This is a genomic window from Nocardia sp. XZ_19_369 (genome assembly GCF_015355715.1).
In the GTDB taxonomy this organism is placed as follows: Bacteria; Actinomycetota; Actinomycetes; order Mycobacteriales; family Mycobacteriaceae; genus Nocardia.
This window is the reverse complement of record NZ_JACVED010000002.1, coordinates 587,970-605,855: the sequence shown is the minus strand read 5'-3', so window position 1 is coordinate 605,855 and position 17,886 is coordinate 587,970. Positions and strand designations below refer to the sequence as shown.

Sequence of the window (17,886 nt, the reverse complement as noted above, 5' to 3'; positions counted from 1 at the left end):
CGCGTCGGTTACCGAAGCCAGCACCGCAGGACGCGGCCGGAGACGCCGATTCCGTCCAGCTGGAACATTGATCGGCGATACATTGAAACGGTCCCAGCCGAGTGCTGTGCGGGCTCGGCGTGTTCGGAAAAGGATCTCCCGGAGCACGGACGGAAGGGCTCTGTCATGCACCACGTCAAGGCACTGCGGACCGGGCACCGGACTGGGCCGCTCCTCGAAATCGCGGCAGTATGGGTGGCGCTCCTGCTGCTCCTCGCCACCGGGTGCGCGTCCTCGCCGAGCGACACGGCGTTCCGCTTCGAGGTGCGCGAAGGCCTGAACCAGAACTATTTCCTGCGCGAGGACAAGACCGCAGCGCATCTGCTGCTGCGTTCGGGTCGCAATCCGCGCATCGTGGCGGCGTTTCCGGCAGGCAACAGCGGGACCGGGGTCTGGTTCGGGCCGATCGCCGCCGCGGCGGACTGGGTGCTGGACTCGCCGCTGAAGGCGAAGGCGTCCAACGATTCTCAGGGCCGTCCGCGGCACGGGATCGAGTTCGATGCCTCGATCAGCGCGCCTACGTTGATACCCAAGCAGGCCGTCCTGTCCAATGTTCGGGTCCTGCGCGACTACGACCAGTACGCGCTCGTGCCCACCGAGCTCGTGGTCGCGCCGACCATTGCCGGCAACACGGTGACGTGGGCACGGGACCGTCTCGACGGCGCGCCCGGCTACCAGCTCGGTCTCGAGGTCATCGACGGGGCGGTGGCCCCGAACGGCACGGTCACCGCAGGGCCCGACGGCCGAATCGCACTGCGCGTCACCGCAATGACCGGCGACACCTCATTGACGCCGCTGTCCGGATCCGAACTGCTCAACGGACATGAGCGCAAGCTCGACGGCGCGAAGAACACGCTCACCTTCCTCAGCTACCGAGAGAAGTTCCTCGCTGGATCGTGGCGCTTCAACACCTATTTCGGCCGCGACACCCTGATCTCGATGATGCTGCTGAAGCCGGTGCTGGCGCCCGAGGCGATCGAAGCGGGCATTCGTTCCGTACTGACTCGGCTCGGACCCGAGGGCCAGGTCGCGCATGAGGAGTCACTGTCGGAGTACGCGGTGCTCACGAACAAGCGCAAGAACGGAACCCTCAGCGGCGCGCCGATATTCGACTACAACATGGTCGACGAGAACTATCTGCTCGCCCCGGTTGCCGCCGCCCACCTGCTCGACGATCCGACCGGTGCCGAACGGGCGTCGGCCTATCTGCGTGCGCCACTGGACAACTCGACCGTGTTGCTCGGTCAAGCGTTGGTGCGCAACCTGCGACTCGTCACGTCGACGACCGCGGCCTTCGCCGACGAGCCTCGATACGGCAACCTGATCGCCCTGCAGCCCGGTCGGGACTCGGGCGAATGGCGGGACAGCGGAATCGGTCTCGGCGGCGGCCGCTACCCCTACGACGTCAACGCCATCCTCGCACCCGCCGCGCTCGAGGCTACCGCTCGGCTGCTCGACCACGGGGTGCTCGACCCCTTCTTGACCGCCGACGATCGGCTGGAACTGTCCTTCGCCGCCGCTGCCGCGAAAACCTGGCGGGCCGAGGCCCCGCGACTGTTCACCGTGACCCGCGACGCCGAACAGGCCAGGGCCGCCGTCGATTCCTACGCCGGAAAGATCGGTGTCACCGCACAAGACGCGCTGGCCTCGCTCGACAACAACCCGATCACCTTCCCCGCCATCGCCCTGGACGCCGACGGTGCACCGATTCCGATCACGCACTCCGACGACACGTTCGACCTGCTGTTCGGCGCACCGCCGCCCGAGATCCTCGACCAGCAGGTGCGTGCGATGTTCCGCCCGTTCCCGCTCGGGTTGATCACCGAAGCCGGGTTGGTCGTGGCCAATCCGGTCTTCGCCGACCCCGCCCTGCAATCCCAGTTCACCAACCACGACTACCACGGCACCGTGGTCTGGTCCTGGGTGCAGGCCGCACTCGCCAGCGGCCTCGATCGGCAACTCGACCGCACCGACCTACCCCAACCGGTCAGAGACCGCCTGGTGAGCGCCCAGCGCACCCTGTGGGAGGCGATCAAGGCCGCCGAGTCGATGGCCAACTCCGAACTGTGGAGCTGGCGCTTCGACAACGGCCGCTATCGCGTCGCGCCCTTCGGTGCCAGTGAAGCCGATGTCACCGAATCCAATGCGGCACAGCTCTGGAGCAGCGTCTACTTGGCCATCACTCCCCCGTCGTAACCGCCGCCTCCTTGCGCAACCGGACGGGCAGGGCGGTGAGGCCACGGATGAGCAGGCTGTGCTGCCAGGTCGGCGTGGTGGCGGCGGGGGCCAGGGTGAGGTCCGGGAATCGTTGCAGCAGTGCGGTGAAGGCTATTTCGGCTTCGACGCGGGCCAACGGGGCGCCGACGCAGAAGTGGATGCCGTGGCCGAAGGCCAGGTGACCCCCGGCGTCGCCGGTGACGTTCAGCCGGTCGGGGTCGTGGTAACGGGCCGGGTCGTGGTTCGCGGCGGACAGCGCGACGTAGACGAGTTCGCCCGCCGGGATCTCGACATCGCCGACCTGCACGGGCTCGGCGGTGTAGCGCACGGTCGCCCAGTCCACCGGGCTGTCGAAGCGGAGGAACTCCTCCACCGCAGCGGGCACGCCGGACGGGTCCGCGCGCAGTTCCTGAAATTGGGATTCGTTGCGCAGCAACGCGTATGTGCCGTTGCCGATGAGGTTGACCGTGGTTTCGTGTCCCGCGATGAGCAGCAGGAACGCCATCGAAATCAGTTCGTTCTCGGTCAATTGGTCACCGCCGTCGCGGATCTGCACCAGTCCCGACAACAGGTCGTCGCCCGGGTCGGTGCGTTTGGTCTGCACCAGGGCGGCAAGATATTGCGCCATCTCCGCCGAGCAGCGGTTCCGCTCCTCCATGTCACCGGCCACCCCCACCAGCACCTTCGTCCAGTGCTGGAACGACTCACGATCGCTGAACGGCACCCCGAGCAGCTCGCAGATCACGGTGACCGGCAGCGGCACCGCGAAGGATTCCAGCAGGTCGACCTCGTCGTGCCCGGCCATCCGATCGAGCAACGCGGCGGTGATCTCTTCGATCCGCGGCCGCAATGCCGCTACCCGACGGCCGGTGAAGGCCTTGTTGACCATCTTGCGCAGCCGGGTATGGTCCGGCGGATCAGTATTCAGCATGTGCGCGACCAGCGGCAACGCGGGCGAATCCATCAGCGCCCCAGGATCTTTCTGCCGAAAGACCTCGATCACCTCGGCCAGATTCTTGTGCATCCTGGGGTCGGCGAGCACCGCCCGCCCCTCCGCATACCCGATCACCAGCCACTGCGGCACGCCGCGCGAAAACTGCACCCGCAGCACCGGCCCCCGCTCACGCCACCGCCGGTAATACACGTGCGGATCCTCGAAGAAATCCGCCCCCAGCATCTCGACCTGATCCTCGATCTCGCCCATCCTGCCCTCCCTGCGTCCCGCGCCCGATCCGACCGCGCCCACCCATGAGACCCCATCGCCGAGCCCCACCCCACCCACCGTACCCAACCCCCACCCCGAAATCCTTGCGCTACCAATGAATCAGGGCGAGGCTGCCAACGTTCGCGGAATCCAGCGCACCTAATCCGAGCGCACGCTTCTCGCGCCGGTGGCTCACCGGTCGCTCTCGTCCACCAGATACCGATAGGACATAGTGAACCGCTGGAGAAGCGCCCGCAGGAAAGCCGGACCATCGTCGTAGGCGACGTAACGCGCCTCGCCAACCTGCTCAAACAGACTCGGTCGTCTGTGGAACCACTCCAACAGACGATCCCGGTCAATACCTCGGTATTCGACGGGCGAAGGCGGTGCGGCTCATTGTCGGACACGGCCTCATCGACCGAATCTGGCCAACTGATGCGCGCACACCGCGCTGACCGGCGCGAGACGATCAGCCGCCGCTGACCGGCCCGGTCGGGATCTTGGCGCCCGCCGATCCGGGTCGATTGATGTATACCGTGACCGGGGCGGTGCTGTTGCCTTGCACGGTGACTACTCGCGCTCCGGGCGCCGAGGTGATGGTGCCGCCGTCGACGCGGACCTCGTAACCGTTGGGGTAGTGCAGGTCGGAGACGTAGATTTCGGTGGGGGCGGCGAGGGGTTGGGGAGTGTAGCGGTAGGCGAAATCGCCGGTGGCGGGGTCGAAGGTGAGGCGGGCGGGGGTGCCTGCGGTGGCGCGGGGGTAGGTGCGGACCAGGTCGCGGCCGATATCACCGAGGAAGGGGTCGGGTTTGGGGGCGCCGGGGCCGAAGCTGGAGGCGTAGTGCCAGTATTGCCAGCCGATGAAGCGTTCGTCGGCCCGGGTGAGGGTGTTGCGCAGAACTGTTGCGTCGCCGTCGCCGAATTCCGTTACCAGCGTGGGGATTCCGGTTCGCTTGGTGAAGGAGTCGATGTTGCCCCAGGTTTTGTCCTGCTGGACCGGGCATACGCCGCGTAGTTCTTCGGGTAGGCCGAGGTAGATGGCCAATTGGCTGGGGATGCAGTAGTCGTGCGGTGCGAAGACGATGCCGGGTGACGTGATCGGCGGGTTCTTGCCGAGGTTGGTCGGCATCGTTTCGTTCCAGGTAACGTTCGGTTCCCAGAAGACCGGGATGTTCGCGTTGCGGGCACGCACGGCGTCGGTCAGTTTCTGCATGGCCGCTTGATATTTGGTGTCGAAGCGGGGGCAACCGTTCGGGAAGCAGGTGTGGAACGCCGATCCAGGCCATGGTTCGTTCATCAGCTCGATGCCGAGCACGCCGGTACGCCCCTTGACCTTCTCGGCCAGTGCCGCCAGTGCCGTGCCGAGGTGGTCGAGGACGCCATTGCTGTTGTCCCACACCTCATCCCAGCCACGATTCATGCTTGGCATCAGGTAGTAGAGCGGGAATCCCGGGTTCGGTTCCCAGGCAGCCGGTCGCGCACGCAGCGACCATTCCGGAAATCCGTTGCCGCCCCAGATCTTCGACAGTCCGTCCTGGTGGTTGTCGAGCAGCGTGTAGATGCCTTGCGCCGCAAGGGTATCGATCACCCTGACGAGACGTTCGAGGTAGGCGGTGTCTACGACGCCCCGGGTGGGCATCAGTCCGGCGAAGCTCACACCGAGGCGCACGGTGTTGAATCCGTGCCGCGCGAGCAGCGCCGCGTCCTGGTCGGTCACGGTGAAGCCGTCGCCGGGCTCGACGTACGGCGCTTCCTTGTCGACGTTGTTGACTCCGTGCAGCAGCACCTTGCGACCCTGCGCGTCTACGAGATAACTACCCTCGGCCCGAATCTGACTGAGCACCGGCGAGGCGGCTTGCACCGGGGTCGGGGCAGCGACCAGCACCGAACATCCGACCGCGGCCACGGCGGCGCCGATCGCGCATTGCCGGGCACGCGCCCGCACCGCAGCCATCGTTTTCATCATCATTGTTCGCATTGGCTTCCCCGATCCGGTGGCCGACAACAGGCTTAATGGTCACACGTCCAGTTCGAGCGAGACCAGCCATCGCACATCCGGGGATTCCCCACTTGGGCACCAGACGACATTTACCAAATGTTTGCCCAATTGATCTGGCCGCGATCATGGGATGTTTGTTTGCCTTGCGCACACTGTCGCTCCGGACCGTTCGGGGTGACGGCACGAATGCGCGACCACCTGCGAGTTGTGATGACTCTCAGCAGTAAGAGAGGATCCGATGCCAGCCCTGAAGAAGCGGTCACGCTTGTCCGAACACATCGAGCCGGTCAGTAGCGGAGTAGCGCAGATACGCCTCGACGAAACGTCGTGCCTGCACGTTGCGCACCGCGACCCATTGTCCGCCGACGCATTGCTGGTGCGGCTGCCCGAACTGAATGCCGCCGCCGACGTGCCGCAACTCGTCACCTCGTTTCGAGAGTTGTTGTGGCGGGCTCGCGAAATAGAACTGACTGATGTCGCCGACCGCCTGGCCGCGATGCGCGATGTAGGAATGTTGCTCTCCTCATTGCAGCGCCACGGCGTCGAACCGCTCGAAGCCGCACCCGAGGGCACGAACGCATTGCTCGCATGGGGCCTTTCGGTGGACATGGTCCCGCGCGACACCGTGCTGCATTACGGCGTGTGGAACCCGCGCGGCAAACGTCAGCGCATGTTCCTCGGCGACCGCGAGGCGAACGTCATCATCGACGCCGTCCGAGTCGGCACCATCCTCATCGACGACATAGCGCCGACCATCGCCGGATTGGCCGAAATCCACCCTGGCGATACTGCATTCGGCGAAATCTGCCACACCGCGGCGGACCAATTGCAGACGCTGCCGGAGCTGATGAACGACGTCTACCGAAACGTCGATCCGGTCGACTTCTACGCCGCCCGACTGCGGCCCTTTATGGCGGACGTGGTCATCGCCGACCGCCAATACTATGGTCCCGCACCCGTACACGTCCCCCTCTACCTCATCGACCGCCTCGTCTGGTCCGCCGACCACGGCGACGCCGACCTCCGCTACTTCCAGCACGATCTCGTCAAATACGCTCTCCCCCACTGGCGTCGACTGTTCGAGCGCACCGAAGGCACCCCCTCCCTGATCACCCGACTCGTCCGCGAATTCGACCGCCCCACCGGCCCACCCCCCACCAAACTCGCCGACGCCATGGACGGCGCAATCCGCATCATGAACGCCCTGGTGACCTTCCGCACCCTGCACAACCGCATGGCAGGCGGCGCCTACACCGACGCCACCCGCCACCCCACCGGCATGGCCGGCGTAAGCCCCGGCCTCCTGGACCACATCCTCACCCTCACCCACGACTGCGCCACCCGCACTTGCGCCCGCCGCACCGGAATCCGCACCCACTCTCGGGATCCGCACTCTCTCTGACACCCCGTACTCGGTGTGGATCCCGAGAAAGAGTGCGGCTGTTCGAATCAGCGAGCCGGCTACTCGGCCTGGAGCAGTCGAGGGGACACGGCGAAGCCGTGGCGTGCGTAGGCATTGATTGCGCGATCGCTGGAATGCACTGTTACTCGCTCCAGTCCGAGGCGGCCGGCCTCTGCGACAACGGCATCAATCAGTCTGCCGCCCAAGCCGGTATCTCTCCGTTCCGGAACCACATACACACATTGAAGATCGCCCGACGCCCGCTCGAGCCTACGGGGAGTCGGTACGCGCTGGATGACCGCGAGCCATGCCATGCCGAGGACGAGCTCGCCGTCGACGACGACCCAGCACCGGTGCGAGCGTTCGCTGTCCTTTGCCCAAGCCACGAACCACGCCGTGAACTCCTCGCGAGTGATCTCCGGCGTGCCGCGCTTCTCCGTGATCCACCGCCAACGAAGTCGTGCCACCGCGCCCAGATCGTCCTCTTCGGCTGGGCGAACAACGATTTCACTCATCCATGGATTCTGGCGCAGCAGTCCCTCTCTTGCCGTGCAGCAGCTGCGATGCGGTGGCACTTGCCTACCTGGGGAGGGTGACGATCTGAATGGGGGTCCCCAGCGGCGCGCCGTTGCTGGTGGTGGTGAATTCGAAACTGCCGGAGCAGCCGTCGATGGTGTAGTCGCCGTTGATGTTGCGCAGTTGGCCGAGCACGTCGCTGGTTCCGGGCATCCGGTTGGGGGTTGCGGCCAGGCGGATAGCGCGGGTTGCGGTGAGAGTGGCGTCGTGGACCAGGCAGGTGTAGGCGTCGGTGCCGTCGGTGCGGTAGCCCGCGTTGGCGAGGGCCTCGGTGTAGAGCTGCCAGCCCTCGGGCGGGGTGCCGCGGCCGCCGGGCCAGTCCAGATGGACCACACCGGCGTAGATCACCTGCACGCCGGCTTGGCGCAGCTGGTCCGGATTGCGGTGGATCGCGGTCAACGCGGTCACTCCGGTCATGATCGTCAACGGCCGAGACCGGCAGGCGCGTTCTTTCAGTGAGTCGATGAACTCGCCCATATCGGAGACGCGGCCGGCGAACAGGATGGTGTTGGCGCCGGACGCACACACGTTGCGGGTGACACCGTCGAACATCTGCGGCCAGGTGTCGCTGGGAATGGTGACGCCGGTGAACCCCTGGTCGGGGATCTGCCCGATCCAGCGACCGAGCTTGTCGCGGAACACTTTCTGTAGCGCGGCGGCATAGAGGTCGCCGCGGGTTTCGGCGTTCTGGTCCCACACCACGATCGCCGGACCCAACTCTGGGTGGCTATCGATATATCCGCTGAGATGGTCGACGAAGGTACTGGTGGTCGGGGTGACACGCACCATGCCGGGGATGTTGTCGTAACTCAATGCGTCGGCGGTGGTGATGGCACCGATGATCGGGATCTGCTTGCCGCTCAATGCTTTCGCCGCGTCCCGCGTGTCGGCCACACTGGTGCCCAGCGCGACGACGGCGGCGACCCGTTGGTGCGGGTCCTCGGCGGCTGCCAGCGAGATCAGTCGGTCGACCGGTGCCCGCCACTGGTTCTGGAAGCTGCCGTTGTTGGCCAGCAACAGCCGGACCGCGGGCCGGGGATCGCCGAAGGACCGCCCGCTGTTGACCCGATGCTGCGCGGCGGCGGCGCCGATGAGCATCTGCCGGATCTGGTCACTGGACAGCTGGCCCTCCTTCGGGCGACCACCCGGCGGACCGGTTTGCGACGGCTGGGAGAGCGGGCCCAGCAGCGCGACGGTGAGATAGTCGCCGCTCACCAGCCTGTTCTGCGTGGCGATCTGCTCGACCACATCCGCCGATATCGGGTCGAACCCGGTGAACGCGCCATCGGTCACGCCGATGCACTCCCCGTCCACCACGGACAGCCCCGCCTCGACGCACGTGTTGTCCTCGGGCCGGATCAACTGCACCAGGACCACCGCGACTACCAAAACCGAAACCAACGCCAACGCCGTAACCACGACGGCAGGGAGAGGATGGTGGCGGACCCATTCCCTACCGGTGGCCAACCACGGCCCTCGGTCCCGGGACGCGACAGAGCCGGAGCGCTCCTCGCCTGGGGGCACCGGGATTTCCTGCGGCGCGGGCGGCCTTGCAGCAGCGCTGCGCTGCTCCTCCCACCAAGCCAACTCATTCTGCAGTTGCTGCCCGGCCAACTCCGGTCGAGTGTGGTGCAGGCACGCCGTCACGATCGCCTTGGTTGTTTCCCGTTTCGGCAAGGGCTCACCGGACGTGATCGCCTGGCGCAACTCCTCCGCGCTGATGTGGGCTTCCTCGGCCAGGCGCGCCAGGCGTCTAGCGTCCGAAGCCGCTCCCGTGCGGCCGACCAATTCCCGCAGTATCTCCTTGAAGGCGGCGATCGGATCGGCATTCGGGGCGGTCATCGCAGTACCTGCGCTCGCGTAGTCTCGATCATCGGCCCCCACCAACCTTCCCTGCCATGGTTCGAAAACCAACGCGCACATACACGTTCGACGGCTGCACCAACACGCCCCCTTGCCCGTAGGAACATGATTCCCCACCCCGACGCACTCCCGCGTCGAAACAGCATCGATCGCTTCGAGCGGTGTCACCGCGCATTCACGGCGGGCGGCCAGTCGTGCGGCTCGATATTCCCAGGCTTCCCGGCGCCATCTTGGCCCCAATCGAACTCCGGCGGTGGCGGACCCCACCGCTGCGGGTTGGTGAACTCGACTCGCTCCGAGCCGAAGTCGACCGACACGAAACTAGTCCGGGCCGCGAAAACAAGGCGTGTGAAATCGGCCGGCCCCTGAAACGTCGCCGTGTGGAACGAGGTGTCGCCGCCGAACGTCGCCTCGTCGAAGGAGGCTTTGGCGCCGAACGTGGCCTCGCGGAACCCGGTACTGCCACTGAACGTCACCTTGTTGAACCAGGCGCCGCCCCGGAACGTCGCCTCGCCGAATCCGGTGTTCGCACGGAACGTCGTCCCGTCGAACCTGGCGGTGCCACTGAACATCGCTCCGCTGAACCAGGCACCTCGGGCGAACGTTGCCGTATGGAACCAGGCGTCGCCGCCGAACGTCGCCGTGTTGAACTGGGCGTCGCCGGTGACCGTCGCCGTGTCGAATCGGGCGGCGCCGACGAACGTCGCCCCGATGAACCCTGCGTCGCCGCCGAAACTCACCCCATCGAACATGGCGGTGCCACTGAACGTGGCCCCGTTGAACCAGGTATCGCCGGTGAACGTCGCCGCGTTGAACCCGTTGTCGGCGTTGAACTTCGCCGTGTGGAACCAGGTATCGCCACTGAACGTCGCCTCGTCGAAACGGGCGGCGCCGACGAAGACGGCGCCACTGAAATCGACGTTCTCCAGATAAGCGGTCCGCAAATCGAAATGGCTTGCCGACCAGCTATATTCGGCTTCGGGTCGGAGGTGTTCGCCGATCACCCGGACGATGGTTTTGCGGACCTCACGGTCGTTCTGCCGGTACTCGAAGTGTTGTTCGTCCTCCGGACTCGACTCGTCGGCCGCCGGGTATTTGCGGATGTTCTTGGTCTGATGATTGCCCCCGAGATCCGGGGTGTAAGGCAGGCGGAGGTAGCCGCACAGCACGTCGATGCATTGCTGCCGACGCAGGCCGTCGGTTTCGTCCGCAGCACCGGCCATCGCGTACACCCCGGCGATCCGGACCGCGACATCGGTCGCGCCGAGTTGCGCGGCCGCGGCTCCGAATCGCGCTACGAACCGGCTCTGCTCGGCATCGCGCTGGCGTCGGTAGGCGATCACCAAGGCGACGACACCGCCGACGCCGGCGACGATGGTCAGTGCCACCTTGGTGATATCGAGCGGCGCGGCCTTCGCGTCGCTGGTCGGGGTGTACCGATTCACCACCTGGTAGGCCACGTAGGCGACCGCGACGCCCGCTACGAGCGCGGCCATGATCGCCGGAAGCAACCCGAACCGCTCCGCCCGGCGCCTGATCGCCCTGTTGCTCTTGCCGATCCGCGCCAGCAGTGCGGTCGACGTGTTGCGCACCCACCCGAACATCGCTCGATTGTGCTCGCAGCAGCGAGGTCTCGCACAGCACTCCGCGCTTCCCGCACCCGTGAATGACGGTGTTCTCGCACCGTCGATGGCGCTGCGGGGCAACAATGGTGGCGTACGTGCGTTGAGCGGGGGCGTCTGTGGACTTGGTTCCTGGTGACCGCAGCGAAGAGCAGAAGCCGCGCGGGCTGAAGATCCACATCCGTTTTCTTCGGAGTTGCGTCGGGCTGGCGTTGGCGCTGTGGGCGGCGGCTCTGACCCAGCCGCTGGCTGACTTCACCGGAAGCAGCTGGGGAGTCATCTGGACTATCCAGGTCTACCCGTTCAGGAGTGGGGAAGCTCCGGGCGCGGCCAGCTTGTTCGTCTGCGGAGCTTTCCTGGCCATTATCGGGGCGGGAGTCGCGGTGGGCACGCTCTCATCTCAGGACGAGGGCATCCGGAAGTTCGGTGGCGGGCTGGCCTTCACCGTCTTCAACTGGTGTTTCTTCGGCGCGACTCTCTTCTTCAGTGCGTTGACCGGCACGGTTCTTGCGGGCATGTGGCTGATCCTCATATCCATACTGATGCTGTTGGTGGCCGCGTTTAGCTTGGACTTCTAGACAGCTGTGTCGTGCCGAGTGACCACCTCACACGGTGAGTTCGGCACCGTCGGGTAGGACTTCCACGCCTGCTTGCGCCACCAATGCACTGGCAGTGGAGGAGGGCTCGAGGAGGGGGTTGGTGTTGTTGAGGTGGGTGTAGATTCGGCGCAAGCGGGGGTGGTGGGTGAGGGCCGTGAGAGAGCCGGTGGGCCCGGCTATAGGGAGGTGGCCCATGAGAGATTGTCCGGCGTCCGGGTCCTCGGAATGGACGGCCGCGCCGAGTTCTTGAGGGCTGAAGAAGGTGCCGTCCAGTAGTGCGCAGTCGGCGGAGGCGAGCAGGTTGTCCAGGGCAGCAGGCCAATTCGCTAGGCAAGGCGCGTACACGAATACGCCGCCGGTCACCGGGTCCTCGATGCGGAGGGCGGTCACCCAGTGGGTGGAGGGCGACGGTGTGGCGATGTACTTCGGCGCCTTGGCGCTGATCGGGTGAGCGAAAACGCGCAGCCCGCCGGCGAGTTCGAAGCCGGGCACGGTGCTGTCCTGCCACTTCCATGGGCGGTAGCGAGTGAGCAGGCCGCGCAGCGGCAGGAGCGCGTCCAGCACTACGGGGCTGGCGTAGACGGTCAGGTCGGCGGCTCCGCGCAGGATGGCCAGCCCCATCGTGTGGTCCACCTCGGCGTCGGTGAGGAGCACGCCGCGCACGGGCGTTTCCCGCGGTCCCGGTCCGGGGCGGAGGGCAGGTGTCGCGAGCAGTTGGGTGCGAATATCGGGAGAAGCGTTGAGCAGCCACCAATCTCGCGAGTTGCCGCTGATGGCGACGCACTCTTGGCTGCGCGACGGTAGCTCGCCGTTACGGGCACTCAGGCAGAGCTCGCAGGCGCAGTCCCACTGCGGGAACCCACCTCCGGCGGCGGTACCGAGCAGGATCACCTTCACGGCGCCTGCGCCCGCATGGTGAAGGCCGTCGCCGCCTCGCTCAGTGCGGCGTCGACGAGCGGCCGATCCGGGGACAGCCCGCACACCGGGTCGGTGGCCGCCGCGTCACCGGTGAACTGGAACGCCTGGCACCGGCAGCCGCCGAAGTCGGTGAAGCGTTCGGGACAGGAACGGCAGGGTTCGGGCATCCACGAGGTCCCGCGAAAAGCGTTGAACGCCTTCGAGGAATACCAGATCTCGGCCAGCGGTCGTTCGAGCACGTTCTCCACCGGCAACGTGGAGATGACCGAAGCCCCCGGGCACGGCAGTACGTTCCCCTCGGGAGTGACGGTCAGTTGCCTTCTCCCCCACCCATCCATGCACGGCTTCGGCCGGTCCGCGAAGTAGTCCGCGACCACGTACACCAGATCGGGCCCGCCCGCGTACTTCTCCCGAGCCCGCTGCATCGCCTGTCGCGCATTGTCGAGCTGAATCACGCTGGGCAGCAAGGCGGCTCGATTACGCAGCCCCCACCCGTAGTACTGCGTGTTGGCCAATTCGATCCGATCCGCGCCGAGACCGACGGCGAGGTCGACGATCTGCTCGACCCGATCGATATTCCCCCGATGCAGCACAACATTCACAGTGAGCGGCAGTCCTGCCCCTGTGATCGCCTCGGCCGCATCGAGTTTCAGCGCGTGCACACGAGCCCCCGCGATGCGATCGGCGGACTGCGGATCCGCGTCCTGCATCGAGAGCTGAACGTGGTCGACCCCGCGTTCCGCGAGCTGCCGCGCCCGCTCGGCGGTCAGTCCGACACCGCTGGTGACCAGGTTGACGTAGGCCCCGAGTCCCCGTGCGTGCGCGACCAAGTCGGGCAGATCCCGCCGAGACAGCGGCTCACCACCGGAGAAATGCATCTGCACCACTCCGAGCGCACGAGCCTGGGTGAGCACATCGCACCACTGCGCAAAGGTCAATTCCCCAGCGCGCGAAACGAGTTCGACAGGATTCGAGCAGTACGGGCAATGTAGCGGGCAACGATGAGTCAGCTCGACCAGCATGCCGAGCGGCGCCTCGACCGACGTTTCAGTCATCCAGGGCCACCACTCGTCGCTGCGCAAGCCGCTGCAACAGCTCGGCAATGTCCTCGGCGCGGACACCGTCGTACTCCGCGCCGAGCAGCTGCACAATGCGATCAATACTGTGCGCACCATCGCAGAGCGCAAGCACCGCAGCAGCGGTGTCGTTGAGGACCACCACCCCTTCGGGCAGCAACGCCAGCTCACCGCGCACCGAATCACTGGTGAGCCGGACACCCGGCCGCAGCCGCGGCAGCGTGCTATCGGACAGCCCGGCCATCACCGGCCCCCGTGTGATAGTCGAGTGCATCGAGCACGGCGCTCAGCACATCGCATTTGAAGGCGAGCGCATCGACGCAAGCCTGCTGCTGCGCACGGGTTTCGGCATGCCGGACCACCAGATCTAGCAGCGAACGCCCCTCCGCCTCCACCATGTCGATGCGCGCGGTGAAGTACGCGAATCCCTCCTCCGCGATCCACGGATAGTGCTGCCGCATCCGACTCAGCCGGTAGCTCAGCAACCCGGGCGAGAACAGCTCGGTGAGCCCCGACGCCACCGCCTCCAACCACGGCCGGCGTCGAGCGAAGTCGAGATAGGCGTCCACCGCGAACCGCACCCCGGGCAAGACGAGACGCTCCGAGACCACCTCGGCACGCTCTAGACCCACCGCCTCCGCCAGGTGCAGCCACTTCTCCGCGCCGCCCGGCGAGCCGTCGGCCCCGTCGTGATAGACGATCCGCGGCAACCACTCCCGCCGCACCTCCGGCAGCGGACAGTTGGCGATGATCGCGGCATCCTTCTGCGGCAGGCAGCGCTGGTAGTACCAGCGATTCGCCACCCACAACCGCAGGTCGTCCTTGTCCAGCCGCCCGTGGTGCAACCGTTCATGAAACGGATGCCGGTCCCAATACAGCGCCTCGAGCGCGTGCAACGACTGCCGGAACTCGGCCTCGCTCCAGCGAGTCTCCGTGTCACAGGCCGTGGACATCCCGGTGCACCTTTGCCCTTCGCGTCAGCGCCGCGTCAGTCACGGCCGGCGTAGGCGGTAATTTCCAATGCGGTATCGAAGAAAGCGAAATCGGGACGGCGCCACACCTTCTTGCCCGTCTCGACCTTTTCGGTAGCGCGGTTGTCGACGATGGCCTGCATACGAATGCCTCCGTTTGTCAAAGGATGCGTGAATACAGCGAGCCGAACGCTCTGGTCCGCGAGCGTAACACGCCTGAGCGCAAGCAAAACGGCCCCACGGCAACTGGGGAAATGCACCCCATAAGGGGTAGTGAGGTTTCCGCAGTCGCTGCATGATTGCTTTCGATGCCGTAACCGAACCGATAGCCGAACGCGCACGCCGGTCGCCCGAAACGTCATAGCGGCGTGGGTAACATGCTTGACGCTCCTGTAATTCGTATGGCTTAGCAAACTCCTGAGTCCGGGCTAGGAGCCACCCCCATGCACAAGAAAACAAACGCAACGCCCCGCCGACGCGGTTCGTCTCTGCGCCTACCCATCCTGGCGATCGCGGCCGTCCTGCTGATGACCGGCACCAGCTTCGGACAGTCCACCGTCGCCGAGGGTGACTGGTCGATGTGGCAATACGACCTCCAGGGGTCTCGGCACAATCCCCACGAAACCGCCATTACCCCGGCCACCGTCGGCTCGCTGCAGCTGAAGTGGGCGTTCGCCTTCCCCGAAACCATTGCCGCGTCCAGTCAGCCCGCGGTCGTGGACGGCACCGTCTACGTCGGCGGCCGCAACGGCACCTTCTACGCGTTGGACGCCGATACCGGTGCGACCCGATGGTCGTTCCAAGCCGAAACGCCGCTCGGCGGCAATCTTCCGACCTTCGGTCTGCGCAATGGGCCCGCGGTCGCGGACGGCCTGGTCTACTTCGGCGACAATTCCGCCAGGATGTGGGCCCTCGACGCGGCGACCGGTCAGCAGCGCTGGGTCCGCCAGTTGGACCCCCACCCGTTCGCCATCATCACCGGCTCGCCCTTGGTGTTCGACGGTCACATCTATGTCGGCGTGTCCAGCCAGGAGCTGGGCCAGGCCACCAGCGACCACTACCCCTGCTGCACCTTCCGCGGCAGTGTCGTCTCGCTCGACGCCGCGACCGGCGACGTGCAGTGGCAGTACTACACGATCCCGCAACCACAGCCGACCGGCGGCAAACCGAACTTCGCCCCCAGCGGTGCACCGGTCTGGTCCTCGCAGACTCTCGACGTGCAATCGCGCACGCTCTACTACACCTCGGGCAACCCCTACAGCGGCTATCCCGAAGGGGCGGAAGCGATCGGCGCGCTGGACCTCGACACGGGGACGTCCCGGTGGGTTCGACGGATGACGCCGGGAGATCCACCTTGGAACGGCCGCTGCGTAATACCGCCGCCCGGCGGGAACTGCCCGGACCCCGGCCACGACTTCGACTTCGGTTCGCACCCGAACCTCTTCGAGATCAACGACCGCCTGGTTGTCGGCGCCGGCCAGAAGAGCGGCGTCTACCACCTGCTCGACGCCACCACCGGTGAGATCATCTGGCAGACCCGGCTGTCCACGCCGAAACCGATTCTGCCCGCCCCTGGCTCGGAGTCGCTGCAAGGCATCCAATGGGGCGCAAGCTATGACGGCAACCGTTTGTACGTCGCCACCTATCAGGCGCAACCCGGCACGCTGTACGCACTGAACCCGGCCACCGGCGAAATGATCTGGGCTACCCCGAATCCCACCGAGGGCTGCCTGATCAATGTGCCGCCGGTACCGATGTCCCCGCTGTGCCAGCTCGCCATGCCGAACGCCGTCACCACCACCCCCGGCCTGGTCTACGAGGGCAGCATGGACGGCAAGATGCGTGTCTTTTCAGCCGACACCGGCGCGATCCTTTGGCAATACAACACCGCGAAACCGTTCAAGACGGTGAACGGCGTGCCGGGCCTCGGCGGCGGCATCAACGGTCACGGCGCCGTCGTCGCGAACGGCATGGTGTTCACCAACTCCGGTTACGGACGCCAGATCACCACCGGCATGCCGGGCAATGTCCTGCTGGCATTCGGCCTGCCGTAACCGGATGGATTGATATCAGCTACGGCCCGCGTAGGCGGTGATTTCGAGAGCGGTATCGAAGAAGGCGAAATCGGGTCGATGCCAAGCCTTCTTGACTACCTCGAGAATGCTGTTCTGGCCGCTTGCGTGCATGCGAATGCCTCCGATTGTCGCTCGAGAAAGGCTCGGACTTCATGAGCCTAAGACGCCGTACACCCGTTATCTTCCCCAGTCGTTCTCCAGTCGAGATGACCGCCGGGATGTGGCTCTACTTAGCTATGACTTCAACACTTCGAAGTGCGGCACATTATGCCGGCACCGCTGTGATCGCTGTAATGGCAAGTTTTTTCGTCGCGCTGCCCAGTTCCCTCGCGGGACCGGTCACCGCGGCAGGCACCCCGGACCTCAATGCCCCGCAAGAGGTGGGTCGGGACATCGACGCGCCGTGGGGTCTGACCTTCCTCCCGGACGGCGCCGCCCTGGTAGCCGAGCGCGATACCGGCGTGATCAAGCGCGTCGCACCCGGCACCACACCCACCCAGGTGTACCGGGTGCCCGGCGTGGTCGCGCGCGGCGAAGGCGGACTCCTCGGCCTCGCCGTCTCGCCGAAGTATGCCGAAAACGGTTACGTCTACGCCTATTTCACGGCCAGTGGTGATAACCGGATCGTGCGCTTCCGCCTGGACGGGCAACCGCAAGCGATCTTCACCGGAATCGCGAAGGCCAACATTCACAATGGCGGCCGCATCGCGTTCGGCCCCGACGGCATGCTCTATGTCGGAACCGGCGACGCCGGACAACGCAATAGGTCGCAGGACCCGGCCAGCCCCAACGGCAAAATTCTCCGACTGGATCCCGACGGCAAACCGGCACCGGGCAACCCCACGCCGAATTCACCGGTCTACTCCCTCGGCCACCGCAACGTGCAGGGTCTGGCGTGGGACGCCACCGGGCGGCTCTACGCCACCGAGTTCGGGCAGGACACCTACGACGAGGTCAATCTGATCGAGGCGAAGCGCAACTACGGCTGGCCCGTGGTGGAAGGCAAGGGCGACACCCAGAACGGCCGCTACACCAACCCGCTCGTCACCTGGTCGACCAGTGAAGCCTCCCCCTCCGGCCTCGCGATCACCGCGAACACGTTGTACGTCGCCGCACTGCGCGGCCAGCGACTGTGGACCATCCCCCAGCGCGCCGACGGCACGCTGGACCGCCCGGTAGCGCAGCTGCGCAGCAAGTACGGCCGGCTGCGCACCCCGGTGGTGGCACCGGACGGCGCGCTGTGGCTCACCACCTCCAACACCGACGGCCGCGGCACCGTCCGGGCCGGCGACGATCGAGTCATCCGGTTCCCGGCCCGCTAGGGC

General features: G+C 66.0%; 16 protein-coding genes. 5 read left to right on the top strand and 11 right to left on the bottom strand.

The genetic code is table 11. From position 1 onward, the window contains the following. Positions 1-165 precede the first annotated feature (165 nt). Positions 166-2,235, top strand: coding sequence for a hypothetical protein (locus IBX18_RS08735; RefSeq protein WP_228540604.1), 2,070 nt, complete (start codon positions 166-168; stop codon positions 2,233-2,235). On the opposite strand, the gene IBX18_RS08730 is transcribed toward IBX18_RS08735, so the two are convergent. Both IBX18_RS08730 and IBX18_RS08725 read right to left on the bottom strand, forming a co-directional pair. After that, positions 2,219-3,460: a cytochrome P450 gene (locus IBX18_RS08730; RefSeq protein WP_194833220.1), complete on the bottom strand. Its 1,242-nt coding sequence runs from the start codon at positions 3,458-3,460 to the stop codon at positions 2,219-2,221. The genes IBX18_RS08735 and IBX18_RS08730 overlap by 17 nt on opposite strands. A 469-nt stretch (positions 3,461-3,929) precedes the next feature. Next, positions 3,930-5,414, bottom strand: a complete 1,485-nt coding sequence (locus IBX18_RS08725; RefSeq protein ID WP_228540603.1) for a cellulase family glycosylhydrolase — start codon at positions 5,412-5,414, stop codon at positions 3,930-3,932. 283 nt (positions 5,415-5,697) lie between these two features. On the opposite strand from IBX18_RS08725, the gene IBX18_RS08720 reads away from it, so the two are divergent. Next, positions 5,698-6,861 (top strand): monodechloroaminopyrrolnitrin synthase PrnB family protein, encoded by a 1,164-nt coding sequence (locus IBX18_RS08720; protein WP_194833218.1) that lies wholly within the window; start codon positions 5,698-5,700, stop codon positions 6,859-6,861. Between the two features lie 59 nt (positions 6,862-6,920). Here the strand turns inward: IBX18_RS08720 and IBX18_RS08715 are convergent, their stop codons facing one another. From IBX18_RS08715 to IBX18_RS08705, 3 genes are all read right to left on the bottom strand, one after another. Next, positions 6,921-7,376 carry a GNAT family N-acetyltransferase gene (locus IBX18_RS08715; RefSeq protein ID WP_194833217.1) on the bottom strand — a complete coding sequence of 152 codons (456 nt, stop codon included), beginning with the start codon at positions 7,374-7,376 and terminating at the stop codon, positions 6,921-6,923. A 64-nt stretch (positions 7,377-7,440) separates the two neighbouring features. Next, the gene (locus IBX18_RS08710) at positions 7,441-9,279 is read right to left on the bottom strand and encodes an ABC transporter substrate-binding protein (RefSeq protein WP_194833216.1); all 1,839 of its coding nucleotides are present in this window, start codon (positions 9,277-9,279) and stop codon (positions 7,441-7,443) included. Positions 9,280-9,464: 185 nt separating this feature from the next. Beyond that, positions 9,465-10,904 (bottom strand): pentapeptide repeat-containing protein, encoded by a 1,440-nt coding sequence (locus tag IBX18_RS08705; RefSeq protein ID WP_194833215.1) that lies wholly within the window; start codon positions 10,902-10,904, stop codon positions 9,465-9,467. 137 nt (positions 10,905-11,041) lie between these two features. Here IBX18_RS08705 and IBX18_RS08700 point away from each other — a divergent pair, with 137 nt between their 5' ends. Further along, entirely contained in the window at positions 11,042-11,500 is a 459-nt protein-coding gene (locus IBX18_RS08700; protein ID WP_194833214.1) for a hypothetical protein, read from the top strand. A 27-nt stretch (positions 11,501-11,527) separates the two neighbouring features. On the opposite strand, the gene pqqB is transcribed toward IBX18_RS08700, so the two are convergent. Genes pqqB through IBX18_RS42780 form a run of 5 tightly spaced genes read right to left on the bottom strand, consistent with a single transcriptional unit; the run spans position 11,528 to position 14,629 of the window. After that, on the bottom strand, positions 11,528-12,418 hold the full coding sequence (pqqB, locus tag IBX18_RS08695) for a pyrroloquinoline quinone biosynthesis protein PqqB (RefSeq protein ID WP_194833213.1): 891 nt from the start codon (positions 12,416-12,418) through the stop codon (positions 11,528-11,530). Continuing rightward, a complete protein-coding gene (gene pqqE / locus IBX18_RS08690) occupies positions 12,415-13,494 on the bottom strand; it encodes a pyrroloquinoline quinone biosynthesis protein PqqE (RefSeq protein WP_194833212.1) in 1,080 nt (359 codons plus the stop codon). Before pqqE ends, pqqB begins: the two co-directional genes overlap by 4 nt. Next, entirely contained in the window at positions 13,487-13,759 is a 273-nt protein-coding gene (gene pqqD / locus IBX18_RS08685; protein ID WP_194833211.1) for a pyrroloquinoline quinone biosynthesis peptide chaperone PqqD, read from the bottom strand. The genes pqqE and pqqD overlap by 8 nt, the downstream gene beginning before the upstream one ends. Further along, positions 13,740-14,468 (bottom strand): pyrroloquinoline-quinone synthase PqqC, encoded by a 729-nt coding sequence (pqqC, locus tag IBX18_RS08680; protein ID WP_194833210.1) that lies wholly within the window; start codon positions 14,466-14,468, stop codon positions 13,740-13,742. Before pqqC ends, pqqD begins: the two co-directional genes overlap by 20 nt. A gap of 35 nt (positions 14,469-14,503) precedes the next feature. Next, complete coding sequence (locus IBX18_RS42780) at positions 14,504-14,629, bottom strand: hypothetical protein (protein WP_255528035.1); 126 nt, start codon at positions 14,627-14,629, stop codon at positions 14,504-14,506. Between the two features lie 300 nt (positions 14,630-14,929). Between IBX18_RS42780 and IBX18_RS08675 the strand changes: the two genes are divergently transcribed. After that, on the top strand, positions 14,930-16,540 hold the full coding sequence (locus tag IBX18_RS08675; protein WP_194833209.1) for a PQQ-binding-like beta-propeller repeat protein: 1,611 nt from the start codon (positions 14,930-14,932) through the stop codon (positions 16,538-16,540). A 15-nt stretch (positions 16,541-16,555) separates the two neighbouring features. Here IBX18_RS08675 and pqqA read toward each other — a convergent pair whose 3' ends face one another. Beyond that, a complete protein-coding gene (gene pqqA / locus IBX18_RS08670) occupies positions 16,556-16,672 on the bottom strand; it encodes a pyrroloquinoline quinone precursor peptide PqqA (RefSeq protein WP_147128148.1) in 117 nt (38 codons plus the stop codon). Positions 16,673-16,854: 182 nt separating this feature from the next. Here pqqA and IBX18_RS08665 point away from each other — a divergent pair, with 182 nt between their 5' ends. After that, the gene (locus IBX18_RS08665; RefSeq protein WP_228540602.1) at positions 16,855-17,883 is read left to right on the top strand and encodes a sorbosone dehydrogenase family protein; all 1,029 of its coding nucleotides are present in this window, start codon (positions 16,855-16,857) and stop codon (positions 17,881-17,883) included. Positions 17,884-17,886 lie beyond the last annotated feature (3 nt).

Excerpts from the sequence above, each read along its gene's own strand:
- IBX18_RS08735 (WP_228540604.1), top strand. The coding sequence starts at position 166 with ATGCACCACGTCAAGGCACTGCGGACCGGGCACCGGACTGGGCCGCTC.
- IBX18_RS08730 (WP_194833220.1), bottom strand. The coding sequence starts at position 3,460 with ATGGGCGAGATCGAGGATCAGGTCGAGATGCTGGGGGCGGATTTCTTC.
- IBX18_RS08725 (WP_228540603.1), bottom strand. The coding sequence starts at position 5,414 with ATGGCTGCGGTGCGGGCGCGTGCCCGGCAATGCGCGATCGGCGCCGCC.
- IBX18_RS08720 (WP_194833218.1), top strand. The coding sequence starts at position 5,698 with ATGCCAGCCCTGAAGAAGCGGTCACGCTTGTCCGAACACATCGAGCCG.
- IBX18_RS08715 (WP_194833217.1), bottom strand. The coding sequence starts at position 7,376 with ATGAGTGAAATCGTTGTTCGCCCAGCCGAAGAGGACGATCTGGGCGCG.
- IBX18_RS08710 (WP_194833216.1), bottom strand. The coding sequence starts at position 9,279 with ATGACCGCCCCGAATGCCGATCCGATCGCCGCCTTCAAGGAGATACTG.
- IBX18_RS08705 (WP_194833215.1), bottom strand. The coding sequence starts at position 10,904 with ATGTTCGGGTGGGTGCGCAACACGTCGACCGCACTGCTGGCGCGGATC.
- pqqE (WP_194833212.1), bottom strand. The coding sequence starts at position 13,494 with ATGACTGAAACGTCGGTCGAGGCGCCGCTCGGCATGCTGGTCGAGCTG.
- pqqD (WP_194833211.1), bottom strand. The coding sequence starts at position 13,759 with ATGGCCGGGCTGTCCGATAGCACGCTGCCGCGGCTGCGGCCGGGTGTC.
- pqqC (WP_194833210.1), bottom strand. The coding sequence starts at position 14,468 with ATGTCCACGGCCTGTGACACGGAGACTCGCTGGAGCGAGGCCGAGTTC.
- IBX18_RS42780 (WP_255528035.1), bottom strand. The coding sequence starts at position 14,629 with ATGCAGGCCATCGTCGACAACCGCGCTACCGAAAAGGTCGAGACGGGC.
- IBX18_RS08675 (WP_194833209.1), top strand. The coding sequence starts at position 14,930 with ATGCACAAGAAAACAAACGCAACGCCCCGCCGACGCGGTTCGTCTCTG.
- pqqA (WP_147128148.1), bottom strand. The coding sequence starts at position 16,672 with ATGCACGCAAGCGGCCAGAACAGCATTCTCGAGGTAGTCAAGAAGGCT.
- IBX18_RS08665 (WP_228540602.1), top strand. The coding sequence starts at position 16,855 with ATGGCAAGTTTTTTCGTCGCGCTGCCCAGTTCCCTCGCGGGACCGGTC.